General features: G+C 68.3%; 19 protein-coding genes and 1 pseudogene. 10 read left to right on the top strand and 10 right to left on the bottom strand.

Annotated elements, in window-relative coordinates; translation table 11 throughout:
• Genes A3CE_RS0143870 through A3CE_RS52660 form a run of 8 tightly spaced genes read right to left on the bottom strand, consistent with a single transcriptional unit; the run spans position 1 to position 8,265 of the window.
• Positions 1-804 (bottom strand): methyltransferase domain-containing protein, encoded by an 804-nt coding sequence (locus A3CE_RS0143870; protein ID WP_020646477.1) that lies wholly within the window; start codon positions 802-804, stop codon positions 1-3.
• Complete coding sequence (locus A3CE_RS0143865) at positions 801-1,742, bottom strand: aminotransferase class IV (RefSeq protein WP_020646476.1); 942 nt, start codon at positions 1,740-1,742, stop codon at positions 801-803. The genes A3CE_RS0143870 and A3CE_RS0143865 overlap by 4 nt, the downstream gene beginning before the upstream one ends.
• Complete coding sequence (locus A3CE_RS0143860; protein WP_020646475.1) at positions 1,743-2,732, bottom strand: D-alanine--D-alanine ligase family protein; 990 nt, start codon at positions 2,730-2,732, stop codon at positions 1,743-1,745.
• An 11-nt stretch (positions 2,733-2,743) separates the two neighbouring features.
• Positions 2,744-4,348, bottom strand: a complete 1,605-nt coding sequence (locus tag A3CE_RS0143855; RefSeq protein ID WP_084641980.1) for a B12-binding domain-containing radical SAM protein — start codon at positions 4,346-4,348, stop codon at positions 2,744-2,746.
• Positions 4,349-4,408: 60 nt separating this feature from the next.
• Entirely contained in the window at positions 4,409-5,569 is a 1,161-nt protein-coding gene (locus A3CE_RS0143850) for a nucleotidyltransferase family protein (protein ID WP_020646473.1), read from the bottom strand.
• Positions 5,541-6,803 (bottom strand): class-II aminoacyl-tRNA synthetase family protein, encoded by a 1,263-nt coding sequence (locus A3CE_RS53790; protein WP_020646472.1) that lies wholly within the window; start codon positions 6,801-6,803, stop codon positions 5,541-5,543. Before A3CE_RS53790 ends, A3CE_RS0143850 begins: the two co-directional genes overlap by 29 nt.
• A 20-nt stretch (positions 6,804-6,823) precedes the next feature.
• Positions 6,824-7,990: an acyl-CoA dehydrogenase family protein gene (locus tag A3CE_RS0143840; protein WP_020646471.1), complete on the bottom strand. Its 1,167-nt coding sequence runs from the start codon at positions 7,988-7,990 to the stop codon at positions 6,824-6,826.
• Positions 7,987-8,265 carry a phosphopantetheine-binding protein gene (locus A3CE_RS52660; protein ID WP_020646470.1) on the bottom strand — a complete coding sequence of 93 codons (279 nt, stop codon included), beginning with the start codon at positions 8,263-8,265 and terminating at the stop codon, positions 7,987-7,989. The genes A3CE_RS0143840 and A3CE_RS52660 overlap by 4 nt, the downstream gene beginning before the upstream one ends.
• A 380-nt stretch (positions 8,266-8,645) precedes the next feature.
• Here A3CE_RS52660 and A3CE_RS52655 point away from each other — a divergent pair, with 380 nt between their 5' ends.
• Positions 8,646-9,917, top strand: coding sequence for an MFS transporter (locus A3CE_RS52655; RefSeq protein ID WP_020646469.1), 1,272 nt, complete (start codon positions 8,646-8,648; stop codon positions 9,915-9,917).
• 9 nt (positions 9,918-9,926) lie between these two features.
• Complete coding sequence (locus A3CE_RS0143825) at positions 9,927-11,237, top strand: condensation domain-containing protein (RefSeq protein WP_125591362.1); 1,311 nt, start codon at positions 9,927-9,929, stop codon at positions 11,235-11,237.
• Between the two features lie 166 nt (positions 11,238-11,403).
• Here A3CE_RS0143825 and A3CE_RS0143820 read toward each other — a convergent pair whose 3' ends face one another.
• Entirely contained in the window at positions 11,404-12,333 is a 930-nt protein-coding gene (locus A3CE_RS0143820) for a ParB/RepB/Spo0J family partition protein (protein WP_169524060.1), read from the bottom strand.
• A 1,165-nt stretch (positions 12,334-13,498) separates the two neighbouring features.
• On the opposite strand from A3CE_RS0143820, the gene vanA reads away from it, so the two are divergent.
• Positions 13,499-14,530, top strand: coding sequence for a D-alanine--(R)-lactate ligase (vanA, locus tag A3CE_RS0143810; RefSeq protein ID WP_026469434.1), 1,032 nt, complete (start codon positions 13,499-13,501; stop codon positions 14,528-14,530).
• Positions 14,531-14,900: 370 nt separating this feature from the next.
• Positions 14,901-15,023, top strand: a pseudogene (locus tag A3CE_RS57025) (sigma-70 family RNA polymerase sigma factor); the annotation flags it as partial.
• Positions 15,024-15,045: 22 nt separating this feature from the next.
• On the opposite strand, the gene A3CE_RS0143800 reads toward A3CE_RS57025, so the two are convergent.
• Complete coding sequence (locus tag A3CE_RS0143800) at positions 15,046-16,446, bottom strand: MFS transporter (protein ID WP_020646463.1); 1,401 nt, start codon at positions 16,444-16,446, stop codon at positions 15,046-15,048.
• Between the two features lie 262 nt (positions 16,447-16,708).
• Between A3CE_RS0143800 and A3CE_RS0143795 the strand changes: the two genes are divergently transcribed.
• The 6 genes from A3CE_RS0143795 (at position 16,709) to A3CE_RS0143770 (ending at position 22,780) form a co-directional block, all read left to right on the top strand.
• Positions 16,709-17,326: an RNA polymerase sigma factor gene (locus A3CE_RS0143795; protein ID WP_020646462.1), complete on the top strand. Its 618-nt coding sequence runs from the start codon at positions 16,709-16,711 to the stop codon at positions 17,324-17,326.
• A complete protein-coding gene (locus tag A3CE_RS0143790; RefSeq protein ID WP_020646461.1) occupies positions 17,323-18,126 on the top strand; it encodes a hypothetical protein in 804 nt (267 codons plus the stop codon). Before A3CE_RS0143795 ends, A3CE_RS0143790 begins: the two co-directional genes overlap by 4 nt.
• A gap of 143 nt (positions 18,127-18,269) precedes the next feature.
• Positions 18,270-19,751 carry a hypothetical protein gene (locus A3CE_RS52650; RefSeq protein WP_245589695.1) on the top strand — a complete coding sequence of 494 codons (1,482 nt, stop codon included), beginning with the start codon at positions 18,270-18,272 and terminating at the stop codon, positions 19,749-19,751.
• 167 nt (positions 19,752-19,918) lie between these two features.
• Positions 19,919-20,677: a hypothetical protein gene (locus A3CE_RS0143780; RefSeq protein ID WP_211231874.1), complete on the top strand. Its 759-nt coding sequence runs from the start codon at positions 19,919-19,921 to the stop codon at positions 20,675-20,677.
• Positions 20,678-20,804: 127 nt separating this feature from the next.
• Positions 20,805-21,689: a helix-turn-helix domain-containing protein gene (locus A3CE_RS0143775; protein WP_026469432.1), complete on the top strand. Its 885-nt coding sequence runs from the start codon at positions 20,805-20,807 to the stop codon at positions 21,687-21,689.
• Between the two features lie 128 nt (positions 21,690-21,817).
• Positions 21,818-22,780, top strand: coding sequence for an SMP-30/gluconolactonase/LRE family protein (locus A3CE_RS0143770; protein WP_020646457.1), 963 nt, complete (start codon positions 21,818-21,820; stop codon positions 22,778-22,780).
• The last annotated feature ends 249 nt before the right edge of the window (positions 22,781-23,029 follow it).

Below are 23,029 nucleotides of genomic sequence, written 5' to 3'. Positions count from 1 at the left end.
TCACACCGGCCGCCGGTAGACCAAGACGTGCTTGAAGTCGGCGATGTCCCAGCCGGGTTCCACACCGTCGGTCGCGAGGATCTGGCGATCGTCGAACCGCCGGACCGCCACCTTCTCCAGACCGCAGGAGGTGAGGACCGCGTCCCACTCCTCCAGTGAGTAGAGGAAGTGCACCTCACGCATCTCCGATTCCCAGTCGGGGTCGCGGTACTTGGTGAGGAACTCCAGTGCGTCGTCCTCCTGGAGGACGATCGTGTCCGACGTCTTCTGCGTCCAGGGCACCGGACGGATCGAGTAGTCCCGGATGAACCGGGCGAACAGCTCGCGCACCTCCTCGGTGACGATGCGGAGGGCGACCCGGTCCCGGCTGGGGACCGCGTTCTCGTACACCAGCACGTGCCCACCGGGGCGAAGCGCGTCGCGCGCCGCAGTCACGGCCAGCTTCAGCCCGACCTCGCCGAACAAGGAGTACACCTCGTGCAGTGAGCGGTTGAAGACGGCGCTCCCCAGGCTTTCTCCGGGAAACGTCCGGCTTTGCAGATCCGCCGCGACGAGCAGGACGTTGGGGCGGCTCCGCGCGAGATTGCGGTCGAGGATGTCGGTGCTGTGGTCGACCCCGGCGAAGAACAGATCCGGATGCCGCTGCGCCAGGTAAGCGAGCGGGATGCCGTTGCCACAGCCGAAGTCCGCCACCGGCCCGGCGCCGAAGTGCTCCGCCATGTAGTCCACAGCGGGTTTCTGACGTTCGAAACGACGGGTGAGGCCGTCGATGAGGACGTCGTTCTGCTGGGCGGTCCGTTTCATCTGCGCTCCATGGGCTGGCTGGGAAGTGCGGCAAACCAATCCGGGCGCCGTTCGGCTCGGAACACGGTCTCGACGAGTTCTGCTCGGAGGTCGGCTGCGAAGGTGCCGGGGCCGGTGGCCAGCTGCCGTCCGTCGACCTCACTGACCTGCCTGACGAGCTGGGCGGTATTGGTCAGGAAGACCTCGTCGGCCGCGTAGAGGTCCATCGGGTGGAGCCGCTCCTCGGCGACCCGGAACCGGGCGTCGCCGCGCAGTAGCTCCAGGACGGAGTCACGGACCACGCCCGGCAGCACCCCGCTGTCGAGCGAGGGCGTGAGGACCGTCATGGCCCGCCGGTCGACGACGAACACGTTCGCCTCCGCTGCCTCCGCGACCGCGCCGCGACTGTTGAGGAAGATGGCGTTGTCGTAGCCGGCGGCGAGCGCCTCGGTCAGGCCGAGGCGCGCGTTGTAGTAGTTCGCGGTCGCCTTGGCCTGAGCCGGCATGGCATTGTCGTCCATCCGGCGCCACGAGGAGATCCGGCAGCGCAGTCGCGGGCAGTCCCGGAAGAAGGATTCCGGCGTCGTGCGCAGGAATACCGCGACCCTGGGACTGAGCCCACCGAGGTCGACGAGGGAGGAACCGGTGAGCACGGTGTCCCAGAACACCATCACCTTGAGGTAGCAGGCCTGGCCGGCGGCCGAATTCGCGCACACGGTCTCCGCGACCGCGGACAGCAGCTCGTCGGCGGTGAGCGGGAGCCGGGCACCCACCACCGAGAGCGAGCGGACGAGCCTGCGGTAGTGCGCCTCGAAGCGGAACACCGCGGCGCCGCGGCCGGACGCGGGATAGCAGCGCATCGCCTCGAAAAAGGCTGTTCCCAGCGCCGACGTCACGCTGTTGACGTGCAGGGTCACTGATTCCTCGGCGACGATTTCGCCGTCCAGCCACGTATCCACTCAGTGTGTCTCCATCTCGGCCGGCTCGCGGTGCGAGGCGCCGTCCCGGCGCAACAGGTCCTCGACGGGTTGGACGAACTGCCGGACGAGGAGGTCGTCGACCGCATCGCCCCGCAGGGCCGCGGCGGCCGGGAAGTAGCTGTGTTCCGTCAGGCCGACCGTCGCACCGGCGTCGAACACCGACACGTCGCCGTCGTCCGTCACGATGGCGTTCACGTAGAAGCAACCGGTGAGGTCGAACTCCGCCGCCATCGCCCACCCGAGCCTGCCCAGGCTGCCGAGTGCTGCCTGGGGAACGTCGACCGGGGTGAACGCGTACCGCCTGGAGGTCTTGACCGCGTGGTCGAACAGCCGGGCCTCCTTCGTTATGGTGAGCGCCGGGTACATCTCGAACCCCCGGCGCGACACCTCGTAGCCGAGACAGATCTCCAGCCCCGGCACGTATCGCTCCACCAGAACGGTCTGGTCGAGGGTGAACAGCTGCCCGATGTGCTCACGCAGCCCCGGCTGCCACGGGTCCGCGGTGCCGAAGAACCGCACGCCCGCGCTGAGCAGGTCCGCGGTGGCCGGCTTCACCACGATCGGGCCTTCCAGCAGTTTGATGGCGGACCAGCTGGACGGGTGCGCGTGGGCATCCAGCACCACGTGGGCCGGCGTGCCCACCCGGGCTCGCGAGAGGAAGGTCTTCAGCCGCACTTTGTCGTACACCTCCGCTTGCCGCGCTCCGGTCCCGACGAAGCCGAGGCCGGCCGCCGCGGCCAGCGACTCGGCCCTGCCGTAGACGCCGTAGGTGACGTCCTGGAGCAGGCGCATGTCCCCGCGGTCCAGCGCGGCGGTGAACTCCTCGCTGCCGTACCGGAACACGGTGGCGGCGACGCCGGCCGACTCCAGCAACGTCCGGACGCGCCCGGCGACCACTTCGGACGAGCTCCGCAGCACGCCCCGGCCTCCGGCGAGCACGCCGACGGGGCGGTTGTCGTTGGTGGGCAAGACTCCTCCGTTCAGCCGACCGGGACGAGCAGGTCGCGCAGCACCCGTTCGCGCCCCGCGATGTCGTCCCCGCCCTCGGCCGCCACAGTCGTGGGGTCGATCCGGCACAGCGCCCATTCCTCGATGTGCTTGAGGGCGCTGAATTCCGGGTCCCAGACCCCGTACTCCTTTTCGACGTTGCTGCTGCGGAAGACGTCGACGTTGATCGCGTCAGGGTTCGCCAGGCAGACCCGGACGTAGGCCTGCCAGCGCAGTTCGGTGGCCCGGTCGCTGTTCATGGTGACGTGCGTCCAATCGCTGCCGACGTCCTCCCAGTGGATGCCGGCGTCCGGGTCGCTGAGCACCGGCATGGCCCGGTCGCGGATGTTGAAGACGTAGATGCCGTAGAAACCGAAGATGTGCTCGGACATGAACGTCGTGGTCGCGTCGACGGTCTCCTCGGTCTCCCCCGGATAGCCGATGATGAAGTTCGACCACGGTGAGACCCGGTGCTTGCGCAGGTGGGCCAGCGCCGGGTAGGCGTCCTTGAGGCGGGTGCCCTTGTTCATCAGGTCGAGCATGTGCTGGCTGCCGCTCTCGAAGCCGATGGAGAGCCAGCGGTTGTTGGCCCGCTTCAGCTGGATCACCGTCTCTTCGTTGCGCAACGGCGTGACCCTGGAGTAGGCGCCCCAGGGGATGGTCAGGCCGGCCTCGTCGTAGAGGCGGAGGAAGTCCCGCAGACGCTTTGGCGGGATCGTGAACGTCGAGTCCAGCGCGATGATTTCCCTGGCGCCGCTGCGCTCGATGACACGCCAGTCCGCCAGCAGCTTCTCAGCGCTCTTGAACCGCCATTTGGTGGACACCAGCGGATAGGAGCAGAAGGCGCATTTGTACGGACATCCGCGCATCGACTCGTACGGGACGGAAATCCCCGACAGGTCGCCGACGGGCACGGTGACGGGGATGCTGTCCAGCGCGACCATGCGGTCGAAGGTGTACGCCTTGCCGCCGTCCTCGGTCCCGTACCAGAGGTTCGGCACGCCGCTCCAGTCGTCCTCGCCGCGCATGCACCGCAGCAGTGCGGGGATCGATTCTTCCGCGTCGCCGACGACGACGGCGTCCACGCCGCAGTCGAGGATGGTCTCCGGGTTGCGGGTCGCCAGGTAGCCGCCTGCGACGACGTACCCAACCGACAGCTCCCGCAGCTTGCCGACGACCTTCCTCAGATCCGGGAAGTTCGTCACGTAGCTCGTGGACAGCAGGCACACGGCGTCTCGCACGGCGTTCCGCAGGTCCTCCACCGCCCTGCCATCGGAGCGCAGCAGATCGGCCAGCTCGTAGTCTGTGACGTGCACGTCCTCGGGAAGCAGCGACTTGAGGGCCACCGACACCAGGGTCGGTTCCGACTCGGTGTTCGGCCGGAACAGCGGCCGGCCGCCGTCCGTGCCCCTCAGCCCGATGTCGTAGACCGAGGCGGCGCCGGCCAGCGCGGTGATCTCTTCGCGCAGCTCGGGATTGTGGAAGATGTTCAGCCGGCCGACAGCCTTCTTCTCGTCCACCGTGTCATAGGGCCACAAGCCGGAGACGAGCAGGACCCGCTGGCTGTCCACGTTGCTGGGAAGGCGGGGGCGTGACATGTCACTCTCCAAGATCGGTTCGGAGCGGATGGTGACGTCGGGCGCGGCGACCGGCTCGCCTCAGGCGGGGGAGAAGCGCGCGGCCGCCGCGAAAAGCGGTTCGGCGCCGGGCCTCAGCACGAGCGGCCGCCGGCCGCGGAGCCGGTCGCGGAGGCTGCCCTGCCAAACCAGGTGGCCGCCGTCGGTAGCGCCCGCGCTGTGCAGCCAGTCGTCGTCGCAGTATCCGTCGAGCCCCAGCTCGCCGGTGATGGTGCTGTGGTAGACGTCGTCCACGTGGCGGCACACCCAGGCCACAGCGGGCTCCAGGGCGTGCTCCGCCACGACCTTCCTGATGTCGGCCACCCGGTCGCGGCCGAAGCGCTCCCAGAAGCGCCACACGTCGGCACACTGACCGAGCCGGACGTCCTTTTCGCGGATGGTGCGCTCGAACCAGCCCTCGCGGAAGAGATGCAGCACGACGAAGAGAAACCCGTAGGGCGCGTCCAGTGCGGGAAGAGTCACCCGGCCGGACGCCGATCGGCTGTCCACGCCGGCCACCTCGTCCAGCACCTGCGCCATGGGCACCTGCCAGCTGCTGCCATACCACGTCAGGTTGTACGCCACATCGACCATGAAGTACGGCATGCCCTCGTCGTCGGCGGGAATCCGGAAGAAGTGTGGCAGGTGATCCGGGTAGAGCTGGTACATCACCTGCACCGAGCGGGAAATCTCCATCAGCTCGCCCGTCCGGTGGTCGTACTTCTTCGCCCCCGCGTAGCCGAGGCGGTAGAGGACCTCGGCCGCCTTGTCCCGGTGCTCCGGCAGCACCATCAGATCGATGTCGCCGAAATGCCGGATGCCACGGCCGTCGTAGAGGGATGCCTGGCACACGATCCCCTTGGTACAAGCCACCCGGACGCCCTCGCTCCGGAACGCCGTCGTGACGCGCTCCGCCTCGGCCACGTGGCGGCGGGTCTTGAACCTGTTCCAGTGCAACGTGCCCAGGAGGTGCCGCTGGGCGTGGTGGGGGACCAACCGGAGCAGGTCGGCTTGCACCAGGAAGTCCGCCAAAGCCGGGACGAGCGCGTGTCGCGCCGCTTGGGCGAGCAGTTCGTCGGGGTCGTCGACGCGCGGGGCGAGCTGAACGGCTTTCCGGAACGCCTCGTTGCCGGGGTCCGCGATCGAGATGTGTTCCAGGAGTTCCCAGACCTTCTCATCCGCGCGGGATTCGTTGCCGTCCATTCCGCTCTCCTTCGGTTTGCCTGTGTGGTCCCTCCGCCGGAATCCGGCTCTGAAGCCTCCGTCGTACCGAGGCAGGCCAGCGGTCCACGTCGAGTCCGTGCTGCGAGAGGAACGCGTAGGTGAGCCGTTCGAGGCCGAACCCGACACAGGCCGTGTGTGCGGTCGTCCCGTCCGGCAGCGTGATCCGGAAAGCCGAACCGAACTTGTCGCCGTGCAGGTTGAACGAGCCGGCGGCGACCGACCGGCCGCCTTCGACCGGCAGGCACAGTTCGTACTTGAGTTCCATCAGCTGCTGGGCCAGCGCACGTTCAGAGGTGGCTTCGTTGCCGAAGAAGGGGTCGTGGGCTACTTCGGCGTGGCCGGGCAGCGCGAGCTCGTCCATCAGCCGCCAGGTCTCCCGCATGAATTCCGTGCGCTGTCCGGCGACCCGTTCGCCGTCCCCGACGAAGACGATCTCGCGAATGGTGAAGTCCCACAGCCTCTCCACGCCTCGCCGGTAGCGCGACTCGAACCGGAAGGACTTTCCCCGCGCGGTGAACACGGCGGCATCGCCGGGCAGTTTCCGGTGCTCCAGCTGCCGGTACGTGTGGAAGCACATGGTGGGCGGGAGGCAGTGGCCCAGGTGCTCGCCGAACCGGTCGAGGTACGCACCGGTGTCGGGCGCCGACTCCAAACCGGACACGAAGGCACCGTAGCTGTCGATGTCGGCATGGAGCCTGCCGGCCGTGATCAGGAACTGCGGGAAGGCGTCCAGGTAGCCGCCGCGGCGCAGGACATCCGTGGAGATCAAGGTGGGATACCGGTAGGAGATCGCACCGAAGGTCCCGGCGGCGATCTCGGAAAGCATGCCGTCCAGGACGGAAAGCAGGTCGGTGAACAAGCCCCCGGTCGCGTAAAGCCCCTCCCCCATCTCCACGACGGCCGCTGTCCGCTCGAGTCTCGCCCACACGTCACCTTCGGCCTGGTCCGCCGTGTGCGGAGACCGCCAGACGACCACCGGCCGGCGCGTGCGCTGCGGCAGCACGTCGTTGCAGATGAGGAGATCCACCTTGCGGGCGAGTTCGGCCGGATCGGCACCCGGGCCGGTCACGACCTCGACCGCGATGACATCGCCGGCTTCCTCGACCAGGCGGTAGTCCTCGATCGCCGACGACGCATAGAAGATCCGTTGCTCGAGCGCGGCCCGTTTGCCGGCGGGCACCACGTTTCGGAGGGAGATCCGATGGCGGGACATAGCGCCTTTCAAGGAGGGGGTCAGATGAGGCTGACTGAGCGGTCCAGCAGCGTCAGGGCGCCGATGCCGGTCCAGAGCCGGTCGTTCGCGTGGTTGAGGCTCGCCGAGCGCAGGTCGCGGAAGTGCCGCTCGAGCGGCACCGGGGACCGACGGCCGTAGCCCAGCCGCAGGCCGCCGAGTTCCACCATCCGGTCGACCGCGTGGAAGGTGTGCTCGGAAGCGACGACCTTCAGCGCATTGAGCTGCAGCTGGGTCCGTGGCTCCGCCAGCGAGCGACCCTCGGCCCGAGCGAGTTCCACCTGCTCCAGCACCCGGTGCAGGTACGCGCTGACCAGCTCCAGCTCGACCCGGACGTGAGCGAGCCGCTCGTAGAACAGCTCACCCGGGGGCGGCGGGTTACCGCGGAACCAGGCCACCAGGTCCACCAGCGCCCCACGGGCCGCGCCGAGCCAGCAGGCGGACCACCCCAGGTGCGAAAGCGGGATCATGCTGGTCCGAGCAATCTCGGCGAACCCTCCGCGGCCACCGACGAGATTCGACGCCGGCACCTTGCCCGAGAGCTCCAGTCCCCCGCTGGCCGTGCCGCGCATACCCAGGGTGTCCCAGTCGCCGCACTCGTCGACACGCAGATCGCGGCGATCCGCATAGACGAGGGAGACCTCGTGTTCGGACGCATCTTCGGAGGCCCGCATGGTGAGCAGGAACCCGTCCGCATGGGCACCACCGGACACGACCGGCGCCGACCGTTCCACGAGCAGGTCGTCACCCTCGGTCCGCAGGGCTGCCCCGGCGGTGAAGAGGTCGGCCGACCGGCCGCGTTCGCTCGTCACCGAAGCGATGTACACGTCGCCGGCGGCGATCTTCGGCAGGAGCGTGTCCCGAAGGGCCACGGACCCGTGCCGGGCGATCGCGTCCACCTGGAAGCAGTGCATGGCCCACAGATGAGCGGTCGACAGACAGGCGCCGGCGAGTTCCTGAGCCACCGCGACGAAGGTCCGCAGTGACGCGCCACCGCCACCGAACCGCGCCGGCACGGTGAGCCCCAGCAACCCCTCGTCGCGTAGGGATTGCATCGAGACGGCCGGGAAGAAACCCTTGTCGTCCGCTGCCGCGGCCTGCTGCCGCAGCAGCGGGAGCACTCTGCCCAGCAATGCGGCCACCGGTTCCAGCGCGGCCTGGTCGGTCATGACCGCGCCTCCTTCCGTTCGCCGGACAACCCGCGGGACTGCTCCAGGGTCCGCCACAGCCCGGACACGCTCGTGAAGATCCGGTAGTTCAGCTGCTCGTCGGCCACTTGGACACCGCACGCGTTCTCGAGGGCCATCAGCAGCTGCACCATTCCGAGCGAATTGAGGCCGAGGGCGGTGAGGTCGAGGTCAGGCGTCAACGGCGTGTCGGGACTGAGCCCCTTGACGTTGGCCCGTATCGCGGCTTCGAAGCGGCTGTCCCATGTCGAGTCCAACAATGGCGTCCTTAAGTACGTGATCTTTTCAAGGCTCACTGATGGTGCATTACGACCGAGAATCGAAAAGAGGTGCCGCACGAAGATCGGCACCACAAGGCAGGCCCCATTCTTGAGGGGCGATTCTATTGACAGGCCCCAGCGCTGTCAAGGATCGCCCAACCTCTCGGCGACCTGGGCAGCGCCTAACGATTCGGTCGGTTGACACCTCCCGCGCAGTACGCGATGCTCACCGAACTGCTTGTCTTTCTCACTGCGGAAAGCGCAGTCTCAGTCACCGGTAGCCCAGCTCGACAACCGTCAAGAAGTCGCGACGCATTGACCTCCGGTTCAGTATGTCAAATACAGGCACGTCAGCCAGACAACGTCGAAAAGGCCCCTTGAGCCTGCCCGCCTTCCGCCGGTACTTCGCCGCACGCACGATCTCCCTGGCCGGCGACGCCATGCTGCCGGTCGCCCTGACCGTCGCCGTCCTGCACGAGGGTTACGGAGCCACCGGAGTCGGTCTCGTCCTCGCGGCCCCGCTGGTGCCCTGGGTGGCGCTGATGCTCTTCAGCGGCGTCTTGGCCGACCGGATCGGTCCGCTGCCGATGATGCTCGGTGCCGACCTGCTGCGCTTCCTCGGACAGGGTGTACTGGCGTCCGCCCTGCTGCTCGGCCACGCTTCGCTGACCCTCCTCGTCGTCATGCAGGTTCTCTCCGGCATCGGCACGGGCTTCTTCCAGCCCGGGGTGGGCAGCATCGTCCCGGAAATCACCGACGACACACAGGCGGCCATCGGCCTGCTGCGGGCCGCCGAGGCGGCGGTGGCGACACTGGCTCCGGCGCTCGCGGGAGTCGCGTTGACCCTGCTGGACCCGGGCGTCGTGGTCGGCCTCGACGCCGCCTCGTTCGCCGTGAGCGGTGCACTGCTGCTGTTCCTGCGCCTGCCGTCCCGGAAGCGGGTGGAGCGGAAGGACGGCCGCCACCTCAGGTCGGATCTCGTGGTGGGCTGGCGCGAATTCCGGGCACGGCGCTGGCTGTGGACGGTCATCGTCACCTTCGGCCTGTTCGGCCTCCTGGTGTTCGGTCCCTTCTACGTCCTCAGCGCGGCGACGATCACCGCGCACCACGGGAGCCAGACTTACGGCGTGGTGGTCGCCCTCCAAGGAGGGGGCGCCGTGGTGGGAGGGCTCGTGGGCAGCAGGATCCGCCCGCGACGACCGCTGCTGATGGCGGTGTGTGCCCTCTTCCTGACGGTTCCGCAGATCCTGGCGCTGGCCGCAAACGGACCGATACCCTTGCTCGCCGGGACCATCTGCCTGGGTGCCGTGGGGCGCTCGGTGTGGAGTGTCCTGTGGAGCAGCACCGAACAACGGCACGTGCCGAAGGCCGTGCTGAACCGGATCTACGCCTACGACGTGGTCGGCTCGATCGCCCTGCTCCCGGTCGGCCGGGCGGTGGCCGGCCCGCTCGCCGCGATCGTCGGAGACACGGACGTGCTGCTGCTCTCGGCGGCGACGGCGCTTCTGGGCTGCACGGCGATGCTGGCCACCCGCCAGATCCGCACCTTGCCGACGGCTCCCGCCCCGCTCCTGGGCGGAACAGGTGGAGCGGCCCGCGCACCGGCCCCCGGCCACGACGGAGAACCTGCCGAATCCCTCGAACCGTGAGAGGTTTCGTTGACCAGCACATTTCCGCTCAGCGCCGAGCAGCGCAGCATGCTCCACATGGACGGCCTTCTCGGCCCCGGCATCTTGCACAACCTCGTCGGATCGGTCGAACTGCCGCCCGGCACCACGCGCCACGCCGTCGAGCAGGCGCTCGATCGGCTGGGCGAGCGGAACCCCGCGTTGACGGCGACCCTGACCGGTGACCTGCCTGGGAAGAACCAGCGGACTGGGCAGCAGGCGATCGAGGTCCAGACCGCCACGGGGGCGTCACCCGAGGATGCCGGCAGCCTGACCGCCCGGCTGCGGCACCTCCGCCTCGACCGGTCGACCCAGGCGCGGGCCGTCGCCGAGCTGGGCGAGACCGGGGGTGGTGGTCGCCTCGTCCTGGCGGTGGACCACCTGGTGTGCGACGCCGCCGCACGCGAACTGGTGGTGCGCGACCTCACGGCGCTCCTGACGACCGGCGCATTCGCCGCCGACCCACGCCCCCGTCCCCCGGACTACCGGACCTACTGCCTGGAGCAGGCTCGTGCGCTGTCTGAAGAGCGCACCCGGCTACGGGAGATCGAGCGCTGGAAGCGGGCCCTCGACGGCTGCCGGCCGCTGCCCCGCCTCACCACCGGAGGGCCGGACGACGGTCCCCTGGCGGCATGGTGCTGGGAGATCACCGAGGCCGGTCCTGCGCTGCACAGCACGATCCGCGGCCTCGCCCGGACCACCGCGACCAGCCCGTTTGTAGTGGGCGCGGCCCTGTACGCCGTCGCCATCTGGAGCCGGACCGGGATCCGGTCGAGTGCACTGGTCACCCCGGTGTCCACGCGCAGGGCTCCGGAGCACGAGCGGCTGATCTCGAACCTGGTGAACGAGCGACTCGTCCCGTACCGCGTAGTCCCCGAGCGGGACTTCACCGCACTCGCGCAGAGCATCGGAACCAGCTTCCTCTCGGCGTTGCGCAGCTCCTCACTGGCGATTCCCGACCTCGTGGCGGCAGTGGACGGGTACCGGGAGCTCCTCCAAACGCCGGGCTGCGCGTACGTGCAACTACAGGTGTCCGCGAGCGAGGGCACGGAGCCCGTCCCGCCCGCGGGACAACGGACCTGGCCCTGGGGTGTGCCCTACGCGCCGCCGACCGGAATCACCTGCACGGTGTTCCGCGTGAACACCTCCCCGGCGGGCGCCCGGCTGAGCGCCTTCCACGGTGGACCGGCGGGGCAGGGCGCAGCGGTGGCGGCGTTGATGAAGGACGTCGTGCGGCTGGCCACGTCGGTCGCCTGCGATCCGGGAGCGCCGATCGGCCGGCTGGCGGCAGCCCTCTCCTGAGGGAAACCGGGAGGTGCGACGGGACTACCCCGTCGTCGGCGGCGGTGTTCCGCTGACCGGCCGGCCCGCGGCTTCGGGAACCGGCTTCGGTCCGGGCGGCTTTCGGAGGCGCCTCGCGGGTGGCAACTGAGGAATTTCCTCAGTTGCCGTTGCCACGATCCCGGTGTCAGGCCGGCTTGTCGGTCGCCGAGCGCAGACTCCGTTCCCGGACCGCGACCTCCTCCGCAAACCTGTGCCATGTGTCGGCACAGGCCCTCGCCATGGTGACCACCATGTTCATGCTGTGCGGCGGTAGATCGTCCAGCAGCCTTTCCACCGTCGACGCCCAAGCCATCTGGGCGTCGAACGCCCGGATCAGCACGCGGCCGTTCTCGGTGAACCGCAATGACGGGTCGCCACGAAGCACGCGCAGGCAACCGGCGGTGGACATGAGCGGGTCCTGCGGTGGGACATCCGGCGGATGTCCTTCCCGCCGGGGGGCGGGCAGCCGCATGGAACCAACCTCCCGCGGCCGGTGCGTTTCCCGGTGGGCGTCATGCTCGGACGGCAACGAGACGCCGGTGGGTTGCGCTACCTCGGTGAGCGGCTGTTCCGCGTTGTCGCCTCTGCGTTGACCGCCCAGCTCGCGCATCTTCCGCGATTTCACCTGCCGCCGCCGCCCGTCTCGACCGATTCTGCGCTGCGCGGCTTGGTGATCGGCCGAATATTGCCGTCGAAGCGAGCCCACGGTTTTCGGGGACAACCCGGCCTCGGCCGCGATGGCCCGATCCGACCAGTGTGGGTGGATGAGCAGGATTCTGCGTGCGGCGGCCCGGCGATCGGCCAGGGTGAGCGGCAAGCCATGCGCGATGTTTTCCCGGACGCCGAGCACGAACGCCTCGTCCTCGCCGCCGTCGAAGTAACGGACCTCGATCGTCTCGGCGCCCCGCAGCTGCGCGGCGCCGAGACGGTGCATACCGTCGATCACCCGCATGGAGGCTCGGTGCACGAGGATGGGCGGCAGGTGGGCGCCCGACTCCGCCAGGCCGCGAACATGCTCCTGGTTCACACCGCCCAGACGCGGCGAATCCGAAACACGCAGGCTGCTGATCGCCACGCGCATCACCGGTTGACGAGAGCTCGAACCCGAACCAGGAGAGCGTTTCATGCGGCCGGACTCGCCGGACTTGGTGGCTGGATCCCGCCTTCCGGATCCGGTCACGTGAGAAGCTCCCTCGCGGCACCGGGCAAAGCTCCTCGATCGCAAGAAGCCGACTGCTCCGGACAGCCGCCTGCAGCTTCCCCGTGTCCACGTTCCGCCGGCGACGACCGCGCCACGACCGCGCGACGCCCGGCATGGAACCCGCGACCTGCGGCACTATCCATGATTCCACCCCCGTTGCCCGATATTAACCCGCCGGCCAGGCTCCGCGCACCAGCCGATTCAGCTCCGCCACCAGCCCCGGCCTGTCGCGGAAAGCGAACACGCCGAGCCGGAGCAGGCCTCGAACCACGCCAATCGCGACAATCCGTCGAGAAGTACTTTCGTTTCCACCCACGAGCCCAGCGCCGACGGCAGGTCACCTGACGTCCACCTGCACGTTTCCAGCATAACAAGGGATCGTCGCGCCTCACGGCATTGACAATTGTCGTATTTTCGCCCCCGCGGACCGCGAAGGTCAGCCACGACCGCAGCGTCACAACCGTTGACATCCACGACTTTGCCGCACCAAATGAATCACCGACAGTGATATCGGCGACGATCGGATTAGCCAATTCGACACCCGACACCCCCGGGCGGCGTAAACCAAATTACACTGAGTGCGCACACTTTCACGTCCGCAGCGCCGTGACACCGAACTGTTGCATGTCCGGCGCAACGGGGATCCTCGTCGGGCAGGCTCCCGGTCCCGCAGCGGCGGCCCGCACGTCACCTCGACCCACTTCCGGCGGCGCACCACGCGGACGGAGAGGGCTACACAGCACTGCGAGCGGCAGGTTCACCCGGCGCTTGACACGACTACGTACGGTACGGTAACGGTCGACAGTCGGCTGTTGACATCTCGAACCCCGCGTGCATACCCGCGACACCGCGCTGTTTACACTGCCACGCATGGCCTACAGCGAGGCACGACCGACACGCCGCACCCGATCGGCGGCGTCGGCGTCCGCCCCGGCCATGGGAACCACTCCACTGTTCAGCCGACTCGACGCGGCGCGTGCATCCACCACAATTCAAGATTTTCCCATCAATTGACCGGAATGCGAAAGCGGGAATCAGTATGGCCAGATTGAAGCTCGGCATCATTTTCGGCGGCGTTTCCGAAGAACACCCCGTCTCCCTGAAGTCCGCGCGCGAAGTCGCAGCGAGCGTCGATCTGGAGAAGTACGAGCCGTTCTACATCGGGATCGCGGAGAACGGTGAATGGAAGGTCTGCGACGGCCCCGACGAGGACTGGGAGAGCAACAGCCGCCCGGCCATGCTGTCACCGGACCGCGGCATCCACGGACTGGTCGTGCTGGAGGACGGCAAGTACGACACCGTCAGGCTGGACGTCATACTACCCGTGCTGCACGGAAAACTCGGCGAGGACGGCGCGATCCAGGGCCTGTTCGAACTCGCCGGCATCCCCTACGTGGGCTGCGACATCCCGAGCTCCGCCCTCTGCATCGACAAGTCCCTCACCTACCGGGTCGTCAGCAGCGCGGGAATCGCCACGCCGGCCTTCCAGATCGTTACACCAGACGTGAACGTCGATCCTGACGAGCTCCACTACCCCGTCTTCGTGAAGCCGGCCCGTTCGGGTTCGTCCTTCGGCGTCAGCAAGGTGTCCAGCAAGGAAGAACTGTGGAGCGCGCTGGAAACCGCGTGGAAGTACGACTCGAAGGCATTGATCGAAGAGGCGGTCGTCGGCAGCGAGATCGGCTGCTCCATCATGGGCAACGACGGAGACCTGTTCGCCGGTGAGCCGGACCGGGTCGCGCTGACCCACGGCTTCTTCCGGATCCACCAGGAGGCCGCGCCCGAAACCGGATCCGAGAACTCCTCGTTCATCTGCCCCGCGGACATCTCGGCCGAGTCACGCGAACTCGTCCAGAAGACCGCCAAGGCCATCTACCGCATCCTCGGCTGCCGGGGGCTGGCCCGAGTGGACCTGTTCCTCAAGGAGGACGGTAGCGTGGTGCTCAACGAGGTCAACACCCTGCCCGGCCTGACCTCTTACAGCCGGTACCCGCGGATGATGAAGGCCGCCGGCCTGCCGTTCGGCGAGATGATCGACCGGTGGGTGTCGCTGGCACTGGCCGCGAGGTAACGATTCTCCTTCGCGGCCGGTCGGTGTGCAGGATCGCTTTCGAGAACTGCCGCAGCGAAGTGAACCAGGAAAACTTGTCCAGCCGGTGAATTCACATCGGCAAGTGCCGTCCCGCGCACGCGGGGCTGACTCCGTCTCGCCGATGCCGACCGGCGAGAACGCCGGGTCATCCCCGCGCACGCGGAGCCGGTTCCGGAGCCACCCGACCGGCTGACCATCCACACAGGACACGTTCGGCCCGGTGCCCCGGTCGCCCTGGACTCTTCCCCGGCCAGGATCCGACGTCCGGCGGCGCGGAGACCACACCATTCCGGTCATCGTTCACGTGCCCGATGAATCGGCGACCTCGGTGAGAGGCAGAATGCGGCCTTCCGCCGAAGAGACGGCCACCGCGGGTGGCCTCAGCAGTGCCGGCGCCGTCCGCGTCGCCGAGCACCGCGCGCTGACCAGGCTGCGGAACGGGCTGCTGGTGCGGAAACACGCGACCCTCTGACGCTGCGGCGGTCCGCCGCCGATCACCGGAGTGGCTGCGCGGTCGGAACCTCGTCGTTGACGCTCTCCAGGCGGCGGCCGGTGGTGCGCGGGCCGAGCACCGCGATGTCCGCCGCGACCACCACCAGCGCCCCCGCCACGACCAGGAACAGCGCGGCCGGGCCGTGGGAGTTCAGCAGCGGCACCAGCACGAACGGCATCGCGCCGCTGGCCAGCCGCGACAGCGAGTAGGTGCCGCTCGAGGCCGTCGAACGCAGCGCCGTCGGGAAGATCTCGGCCTGGTAGATGTGGAAGGCGTTCGAGAACAGGTTGCTGGTCACCGTGTAGAGGAAACCGAAGACGAGGATCAGCGCCATCGAGCCCGCGTAGCCGAACGCGATGCCGAACACCGCCATCGCCAGCACCGAGCCGACCACCAGGTACTTGCGCTCGACGCGTTCCACGATCGGCAACGACAGGGCCGAGCCGACCGGGTAGCCGAGGTAGGTCAGGGCGGCGAACAGCAGCGACTGCGAAACGGCGTAGCCCTTGGCCGCCAGCACGAGCGGCACCAGCGTGCCGAAGCCGTAGTAGCCGAGAGTCTGCAGGACGTGGAAGACGACCATCATCCAGGTGCGGCGGCGCACTCCTCGACCGAACAGTTCGCGCACCGGCGCCGCGGCGCGCTTGCGGGTGGTGCCGCGCGGCGGGGCAAGGTTCTTGTTGACGCCGCCCCGAGCCTCGGCTTCCAGACCGGTCACCAGGTGCTCGGCCTCTTCTGTGCGGCCGACGGACTCCAGCCACCGCGGCGACTCGGGCAGTCCGCGCCGGAGCAGGAACACCGCGCCGGCGCCCAGCGCGCCGATCACGAACAGCCAGCGCCAGCCCGCGATGCCGAAGATCTCGTGCTCGGTGAGCCCGCGGGCGAGGAAGCCGACGACCGGGAAGCCGCAGAAGGCGAGCGTGTACGCCCAGGCGATGAACCGGCCGCGGTTGCGGGCCGGGAGCAGGTCGGTGAGGTAGGTGTCGGCCAGCGGCGGCTCCGCGCCGAGGCCGATGCCCGCGAAGAACCGCGTCGCCAGCAGCATCAGCGCGCTGCCGCTGAACGCGCCGAGCAGCGAGAAGAGCGAGTAGATGCCGAGGTTGAGCAGGAAGGCGCCGCGGCGGCCGAACCGGTCGGCGAGGCGGCCGAGCAGCAGGGCGCCGAAGAACATGCCGACGAACGTCGACGCCAGCAGCGGCGGCAGGTCCGCCTTGGTCAGCTTGAACTCCTCGACGAGCACGGAGCTGAGCACGCCGGTCAGGAAGATCTCGTAGAAGTCGAAGAACAGGCCGAGCCCGACGGCGACGGTGGCCCGGCGGTGCGTGCGCGTGATGGGCAGCTGGTCGAGCCGGCCCGCGATCGTGCCGGGGTCCGGCACGGCGGCGTCGGGGATGTTCGCCATCCGTCGTCTCCTTGGGCTTCGCCGCCATGTGGTTCGCTGACCGTTTACGAGCCGACGTCCCGTCGGTTCGCGATGACGGCTCGTCGGGTTGTTTCACCCACTCCGCAGGCGAGATTGCCGGCTTGACCTGCGGAAGCGGCGACACTGGCGGAGTGGGTGGCAGGGCATCGCGCCAGCCACCGCACCCGTGACGCAACGCTGTGGAGGTCGGCGGGGACATGGTGGTGTGACGACAATTGCAGATCAGGAGCGGGGGCGACGGATGCGGCCCGACCGCAGCGCGGACGAAGAGCCCTCTCCCACCGGCAGTGACCGGGCGTTATGGGAACACGCTGCCCAGGGCAGCACCGCAGCGTTCGGGGAGCTGTTCGGCCGGCATGCCGGTGCGGTGTGGAACTACGCCTACCGGCTGACCGGGTCGTGGTCGGTTGCCGAAGACCTGACCTCCTCGGTTTTCCTGACGGCGTGGCGGCGTCTCGGTGACGTGACGTTGGTGAATGACAGTGCGCGGCCGTGGCTGTACACCGTGACCAGCAACCTGGCCCGCCGTGAACAACGCAGGCTGGGCCGGTTCGCCAGTGCGTTGTCGCGCCTGCCACGGGGTGGCGTCGTACGTGATCACGCCGAGGACGTGGCCGGCCAGGTCGACGCGGACCGCAGGTTGCGGGCGGTTCTGGACGCGGTCGCCGCGCTGCCCCGCGCCGAGCGGCGGGCCGTCGAACTGTGCCTGATAGGCGGTCTGTCCACCGCGGAAGCCTCCGCTGTGCTCGGGATCGCCGACGCGAGCGTGCGCGCGCGTATTTCCCGGGCCCGCGGCCGCCTGCGTGGCCTTCTGCGGAACACCACCCATGACGTACTGGCCACCGAGGAGCTGCGATGACCGACGACTCCGACCTGCCGCGGGACCGTCCGATGCCCGATCACCTGCGCTACGCCCTGTGGGCTCGGCTCGAGCCGGAACTGGCGGCCTCACGGGACGGCGAGCGCCGCAGGAAGCCAGGCAAGCCGTGGGTGGCCGCCGCCGCGGTCGGTGTCCTCGCGGTCGCCGCCGCGGCGGTGTTCGGGCCGGCGCCCGACGCGGGTCCAAGCACCACTGCGGTACCGGTCGGCGCGGGATCCGGGTCTCTTGCCCTGGGCAAGCCGGCGACGCCCACCCCCGCCCCAGGGGAGATGAAGCTGGTCAGGGACTGCGTGAACGCCACCCTCGCAGAGGGGATAGCGGTGCCCGATCGGGAAAGCTGGCGACCGGCCGCCAGCGTCGATACGGACACCCCGCACGGGTTTCTGGTCATCCGCAATGACAAGGCCGCTGCGGTCTGCATCATCGACGGCGGCAAAGCCATCGGCATGATGGGCGCCGACGTCAACGACATGACCGGCAGGCGCGGCGGCTACGCCAAGCTCACCGCCGAGCGCCCCTTCGACCCCTTCACCGGCCTCAGCGGTCTGCACGAACCGGAGTTCTTCTTCGGGATCGTGACGGACGACGTGACCGCGGTTTCGCTGATAGAACCGGACAACTCGGTGACCCCCGCCTCCCTGCGCGATGGCACGGTCGCTGTGAAAGGCAGCGAGCGACCGTTCTCATCGGGCGAGACAGATCATTTCACGTTTCACTTCCGGGTGACCCTGAAGAACGGGAATGTTCTCGATCTCCCGGAGACTGTCCGGAGCCGCTGATAACCGCGTTCCTCATCCGTGGTTGCGCGCCCGGCTACCGAATGTGTGCGCAGGTGGTCAATGTTCGAGATATCTGATGTGCAAGGAACAGAGCGATAATGGCGACAGGGTTGCTGACGCGTCGGTCGAGCAACGAGTCCTCGGTGCTCGACCGGTCGCGGGTCTTGTTCGCTTCGGCGGGTGGGCTGCCGACCGGGGTGGCCGTGGCGTCGGCAGTGGTTTTTCTGCTGGTGCGTGTCCATCTGATCGACGACACCTACATCACGTTGAGCTATGCCCGCAATCTCGCGTTCCACGGGCATTGGGGGTTGCTGGCCGAGGGCACCACCAACACCGCGACCTCGCCACTGAACGTGCTCTGCCTGGCGGTGTTGACATTCGTGGTGCGGGACGCGGTGTTCGCCGCGGGCGTGTTGTATGTGGTGTGCCAGGTGCTACTGGTGCTCGCCCTGCGCCGGCTCGGTGCGGCCACCGGCCTGCCGGGCTGGTTTCCGGTTCTCACGATCACCGCGCTGACGGTGAACCCGCTGTTGGTGTCCTCGATCGGGATGGAGGTCGAACTGGGCGCCGCGGGACTCGCGTGGCTGCTCACTTTCTCGGTGGAGGGGCGTCCGTTCGCGTTCGGTCTGGTCGCGGGGATGGTGGCGTTGGTCCGCGTCGATCTCCTGATCTTCGCTGTGTTGATCTTCGTGGCCCGGCGACGACCCTGGGTCGATGCCCGGCGCAGCGTGCGTGCCGCCGTGCTGGTCGCGGCGCCGTGGTTCGTGTTCAGCTGGGTGGTATTGGGTGCGGCGGTGCCGGACACTGTGGTCATCAAGACCTTGCAGGGCGCGCGACGGGCCTGGGGTCAGTGGGAGTTCGGCAATGGCCCCGGGCTGTACTGGCAGGGGATGCCCGGGCAGACCGTCCTGGCGTTTCTGCCCGTCGGGCTGGCGGTGCCGGCTGGGCTGTACTGGCTGATCCTAGTGGTGCGACGAAACTCGGCCGGTCGCCGGCTGCTCCCGTTCGCCTTGCTCGGCGCAGCGGGAGCGGTATACAGCCTGGCGTACGTTCAGTTGCGGGTGCCGCCGTACCACTGGTACTTCGGACCTGGCATTGTCGCTGCGACAGTGTTCGTCTGCGCCGCCACCGCCGGATTCGTACGCCGGGCAGAACGGGGACTGAGCCTGCTCCTCGTGGCAGCTTTGGTCCTGGCCAGCGTGGCGGGATACGCCCGCGCCGGCCTGCCCCGTGACTTCGCTCCGTTGACCTCGAACTACACCTCCAGCGAACAGTATGCTCAAATCGGGCGCGATGTCGCCCGGCTGGCCGGTGGCAAGACTGTGGCCAGCGCCGACGAGATCGGCGTGCTGGCCTACACCTGCGGCTGCGCGATCATCGACGTGTTCTCCGACCGCGGACTGATGCCCCACGCGATCACCGAGCTCGAAGCGCGTACCGGACGCTTGACCCGCGGCCTGCTCAGAGTCAACTTCGCTTTCTTCGACGACACCGTACGGCCACGCCCACTCGACCTCGCTCTGCGGCGGATCAACGGCACCCCGCCATCGAACTACCTGGCGACCTGGACCATCTCCGCACCCCTGTCCGGCACAGCGCAGCTCTATCTGGTCCCCGCGCCCTGAATCGGAACCCGGCCGAGCATGGCACCTTCGGGCGTGTCGATTCGTTGCCCGCCAAGCGTTACGCGGCAGTCCTGGCCGATAGGCTGCTCGCCATGAACCTCCGGAACACCCAGCTTCTCGACGAATTCCGAGCCTTGGCCCTCACCAGGGACATCCCGGCCGCGGATGTGGAGAAGTGGCTGGAACTCGTCCGCCCGTTCGCATCCCTGACAGCGGACGGCGACGGCCCGGTCGTCGGCCGATTCGGTGGACCGATCATGCTTCCCGCCGACGCGTCCGAACCCTGGTGCCCGCTGATCGCCACCATCGACTGCGCGGCCGTGCCGAAGGAAGCGACGGACCTCCCCTTGCCACCCGACGGCAAGCTGCTGCTCTTCGGATACCCGGATCACGAGGTCGGCGGCAGCGCTGCGTACGTTCCGGCAGGCATCGCGGTCGAAGAGCACCACCCACCGAGTTGGATCGGCGACGAGGCGGACGAGGAAACCCTTGAGATCCTCCGAGAATTTCCCCTGGGCGACATCCACCTGTCCCTGGGGGGTTGCCTTCCCAGCGACGGACTGGTCCCGGCCCCGCCGCCTGTGTACGTCGCACCGATGCCGGGATATCCCCACAGCGAGGTACTGGCCGAGATGTGGAAAGACCTGTGGGAATACCCGACCTTGATGCTGGGGGGATATGGAAGGAGCCATGACTTCGACCCGGTCCGCGACGCCGCGGGCCAAGCCTCGTTCCTGGCATCGGAAGAACTCGGACTTCCGCACGACCCCGACGCGGTGCCGTCCGGAATGGAGGACTGGGTCCTGCTGGCCCAGTGCTGCATCTACCGGGCGCCGGGCGCCGACATCTTCTGGATGATCCGGCGCGGGGACCTGGCCGAGCGCCGCTTCGACCAGGTCCAAGTTCTCGTGGACTACAACCCCTGAACACCGGCGATCTGAACCCGCGAGACGGCACGGCTTCAGCTTTCACCCGGCGCGTGTGCCATTCCCGGCGTTGCGTATCCCTGGCTGGGACAGGTAACGCGCTCAGAGCCAGGGCATACTCGGATCCATGAGCGAAACTGCGGGGCTGGGCGACTTCCTCAAGACTCGGCGCTCGCAGCTCAGCCCGGACGCCGTCGGCGTGCCGAGCTACGGTGAGCGGCGACGTGTGCCGGGTCTACGACGGGAGGAACTGGCACGACTGGCCGGTGTGAGCGTCTCCTACTACACGAGGCTCGAACAAGGGCACTCGTCCAACGCCTCGCCCGAAGTGCTGGACGCGCTCGCCACCGCCCTGCGGCTCGACGAAGCCGAACGCCGGCACCTGCACGTCCTGGCAAGGCCGGCGAGGCACCATCGCCGGACTCGCCGGCCGGCGCCCGAGCGCCTCTCGGAAGCGACCGGTCAGTTGCTCGACGCGCTGGTCGCCGTTCCCGCGATCGTCCTCGGCCGCCGCGGTGACGTAGTGGCCTGGAACAGCCTCGGACACGCGTTGTTCGCGGGTCACCTCGACGTCGACCTGGCGGAGGTGTCCCGCCGTCCGAACATGGCACAACTGGTCTTTCTCGACCCACACACTCGCGAGCTGTACGCAGACTGGCCGAGCAAGGCCAAAGCGGTCGTGGGGAACCTGCGCCTGGTAGCAGGGCAGTATCCGGACGATGCCGCACTGTACGAACTGGTGGGACAACTGAGCGCGAAGAGCACCGAATTCGCCTCGATGTGGGCTGACCACCGCGTCAAACCCTGTGCCACGGCTGATTACGAGATGAGGCACCCGCTGATCGGTCCGCTGACCGTCACACAGCAAACCCTGAACACCGGAACAGGGCCGAGCATCGTGGTCGCCACCGCACCACACGGCTCGCCGTCGCACACCGCGCTGGCCCTGCTCGCCCAAGCCACAGCGTCGACTACCCCGTATTCGCCGGCGAACCGGGTCAGCACCACCTGATCCGGTTCACCGCGACCCCACGGCCACTGACGGCCGTTGTTCCCATCGTCCTGCGCGAAGCACGCCCAGGCGGTGGTCACCCCCGAAAGACGCGGCACTGCCGCACGCCCGGAAACAGTGAGGAAAACATGTCCGCAAAACCTGTCAAGCACGGACTCGTAGCCGCGGTTCTGGCCACGAGTTCCCTGTTCGCACTCGGCGCCGCTCCCGCGTCGGCAGCGACTTTCCCCCTGTGCTCGACTCGCATTGTCCAGCACTTCGACCTGGACAAGGGACAGACGCCCGAGAGCATCGTGCTGGCTCCGAACGGCACTGCCTATGTGGCCTTCGCCAAAGCACGACAGATCGCCGAGATCTCGCCCAGCGGCGCGATCCGGATCCTGGCCACACTGCCTGCCCCCGCGGACGGCGGAGTCAACACCCCCGCTCTGGGGTTCCCGCTGACGGTCGGCATCGACCGCGCTACCGACGGCACCCTGTACTTCCTGTACGCCACCGGGACCGCCGACCTCACCGGCGTGTGGCGCCTGCGTCCCGGCGGCACACCCCAGCGCATCGCGCCCTTACCCGCGACCAGCCTGCCGAACGGCCTCGCACTCGACCAGAGCACCCGCAGTCTCTACGTCGCCGATTCCACCGGAGTCGTCTGGCGAGTGCCCACCCAGGACGGGACCGCGACGGTCTGGTCGTCCGACGAGGAGCTCGCACCGGCCGGGTTCCTCGGCGCGAACGGGATCAAGCTCCGCGACGGAGCCGCGTGGGTGACCAACCTCGACCGGGGCACCATCGTGCGCATTCCCCTGCGCGCAAACGGAAATGCCGGTTCCGCACAGGTTTCAGTCACCGGCCTGCCCGGAATCGACGACTTCGCCTTCACCGGTAGCGGCAACGAGATCATCGCTGCCCTGGACACCACCAACCAGGTGACGCTCGTCAAGCCCGACGGCACGCACACCGTGGTGCTGACCGCCGCCGACGGACTCCAGGGGCCGACCGCGATCGCCCTGCGCGGCCGCACCGTCTACGTGCCGAGCGCCGCCTACCTCACCGCCGAAGACCCGAACCTGCTGCAGGCCCACCTGGGTCGCTGACAGCCGCATTATCGGTGTTCGACCTAGCGGAGGCGTTGACATCCTGGTGGCCGCGGCAGGCCGGCGGCAAGGTCGTCGTGTCCTCCATCGGGAATCTCCAGCACTCCGATCGTTGAGCGCGAGCGATGCAGTCCTGGGCGGTGGCCAACCGCAGCTCCGGCGCCGACGCCCTATCATCAACGCCCGGCCGCGGTGATTGAAGACGACATCAATCCGGGTACGGGGAATGCGGTGGCGGTTCCTCACCGC

This window comes from Amycolatopsis balhimycina FH 1894, assembly GCF_000384295.1.
Classification (GTDB): domain Bacteria; phylum Actinomycetota; class Actinomycetes; order Mycobacteriales; family Pseudonocardiaceae; genus Amycolatopsis; species Amycolatopsis balhimycina.
Note: the sequence above shows the minus strand (reverse complement) of the source record. Positions and strands in the feature narration are given on the sequence as shown.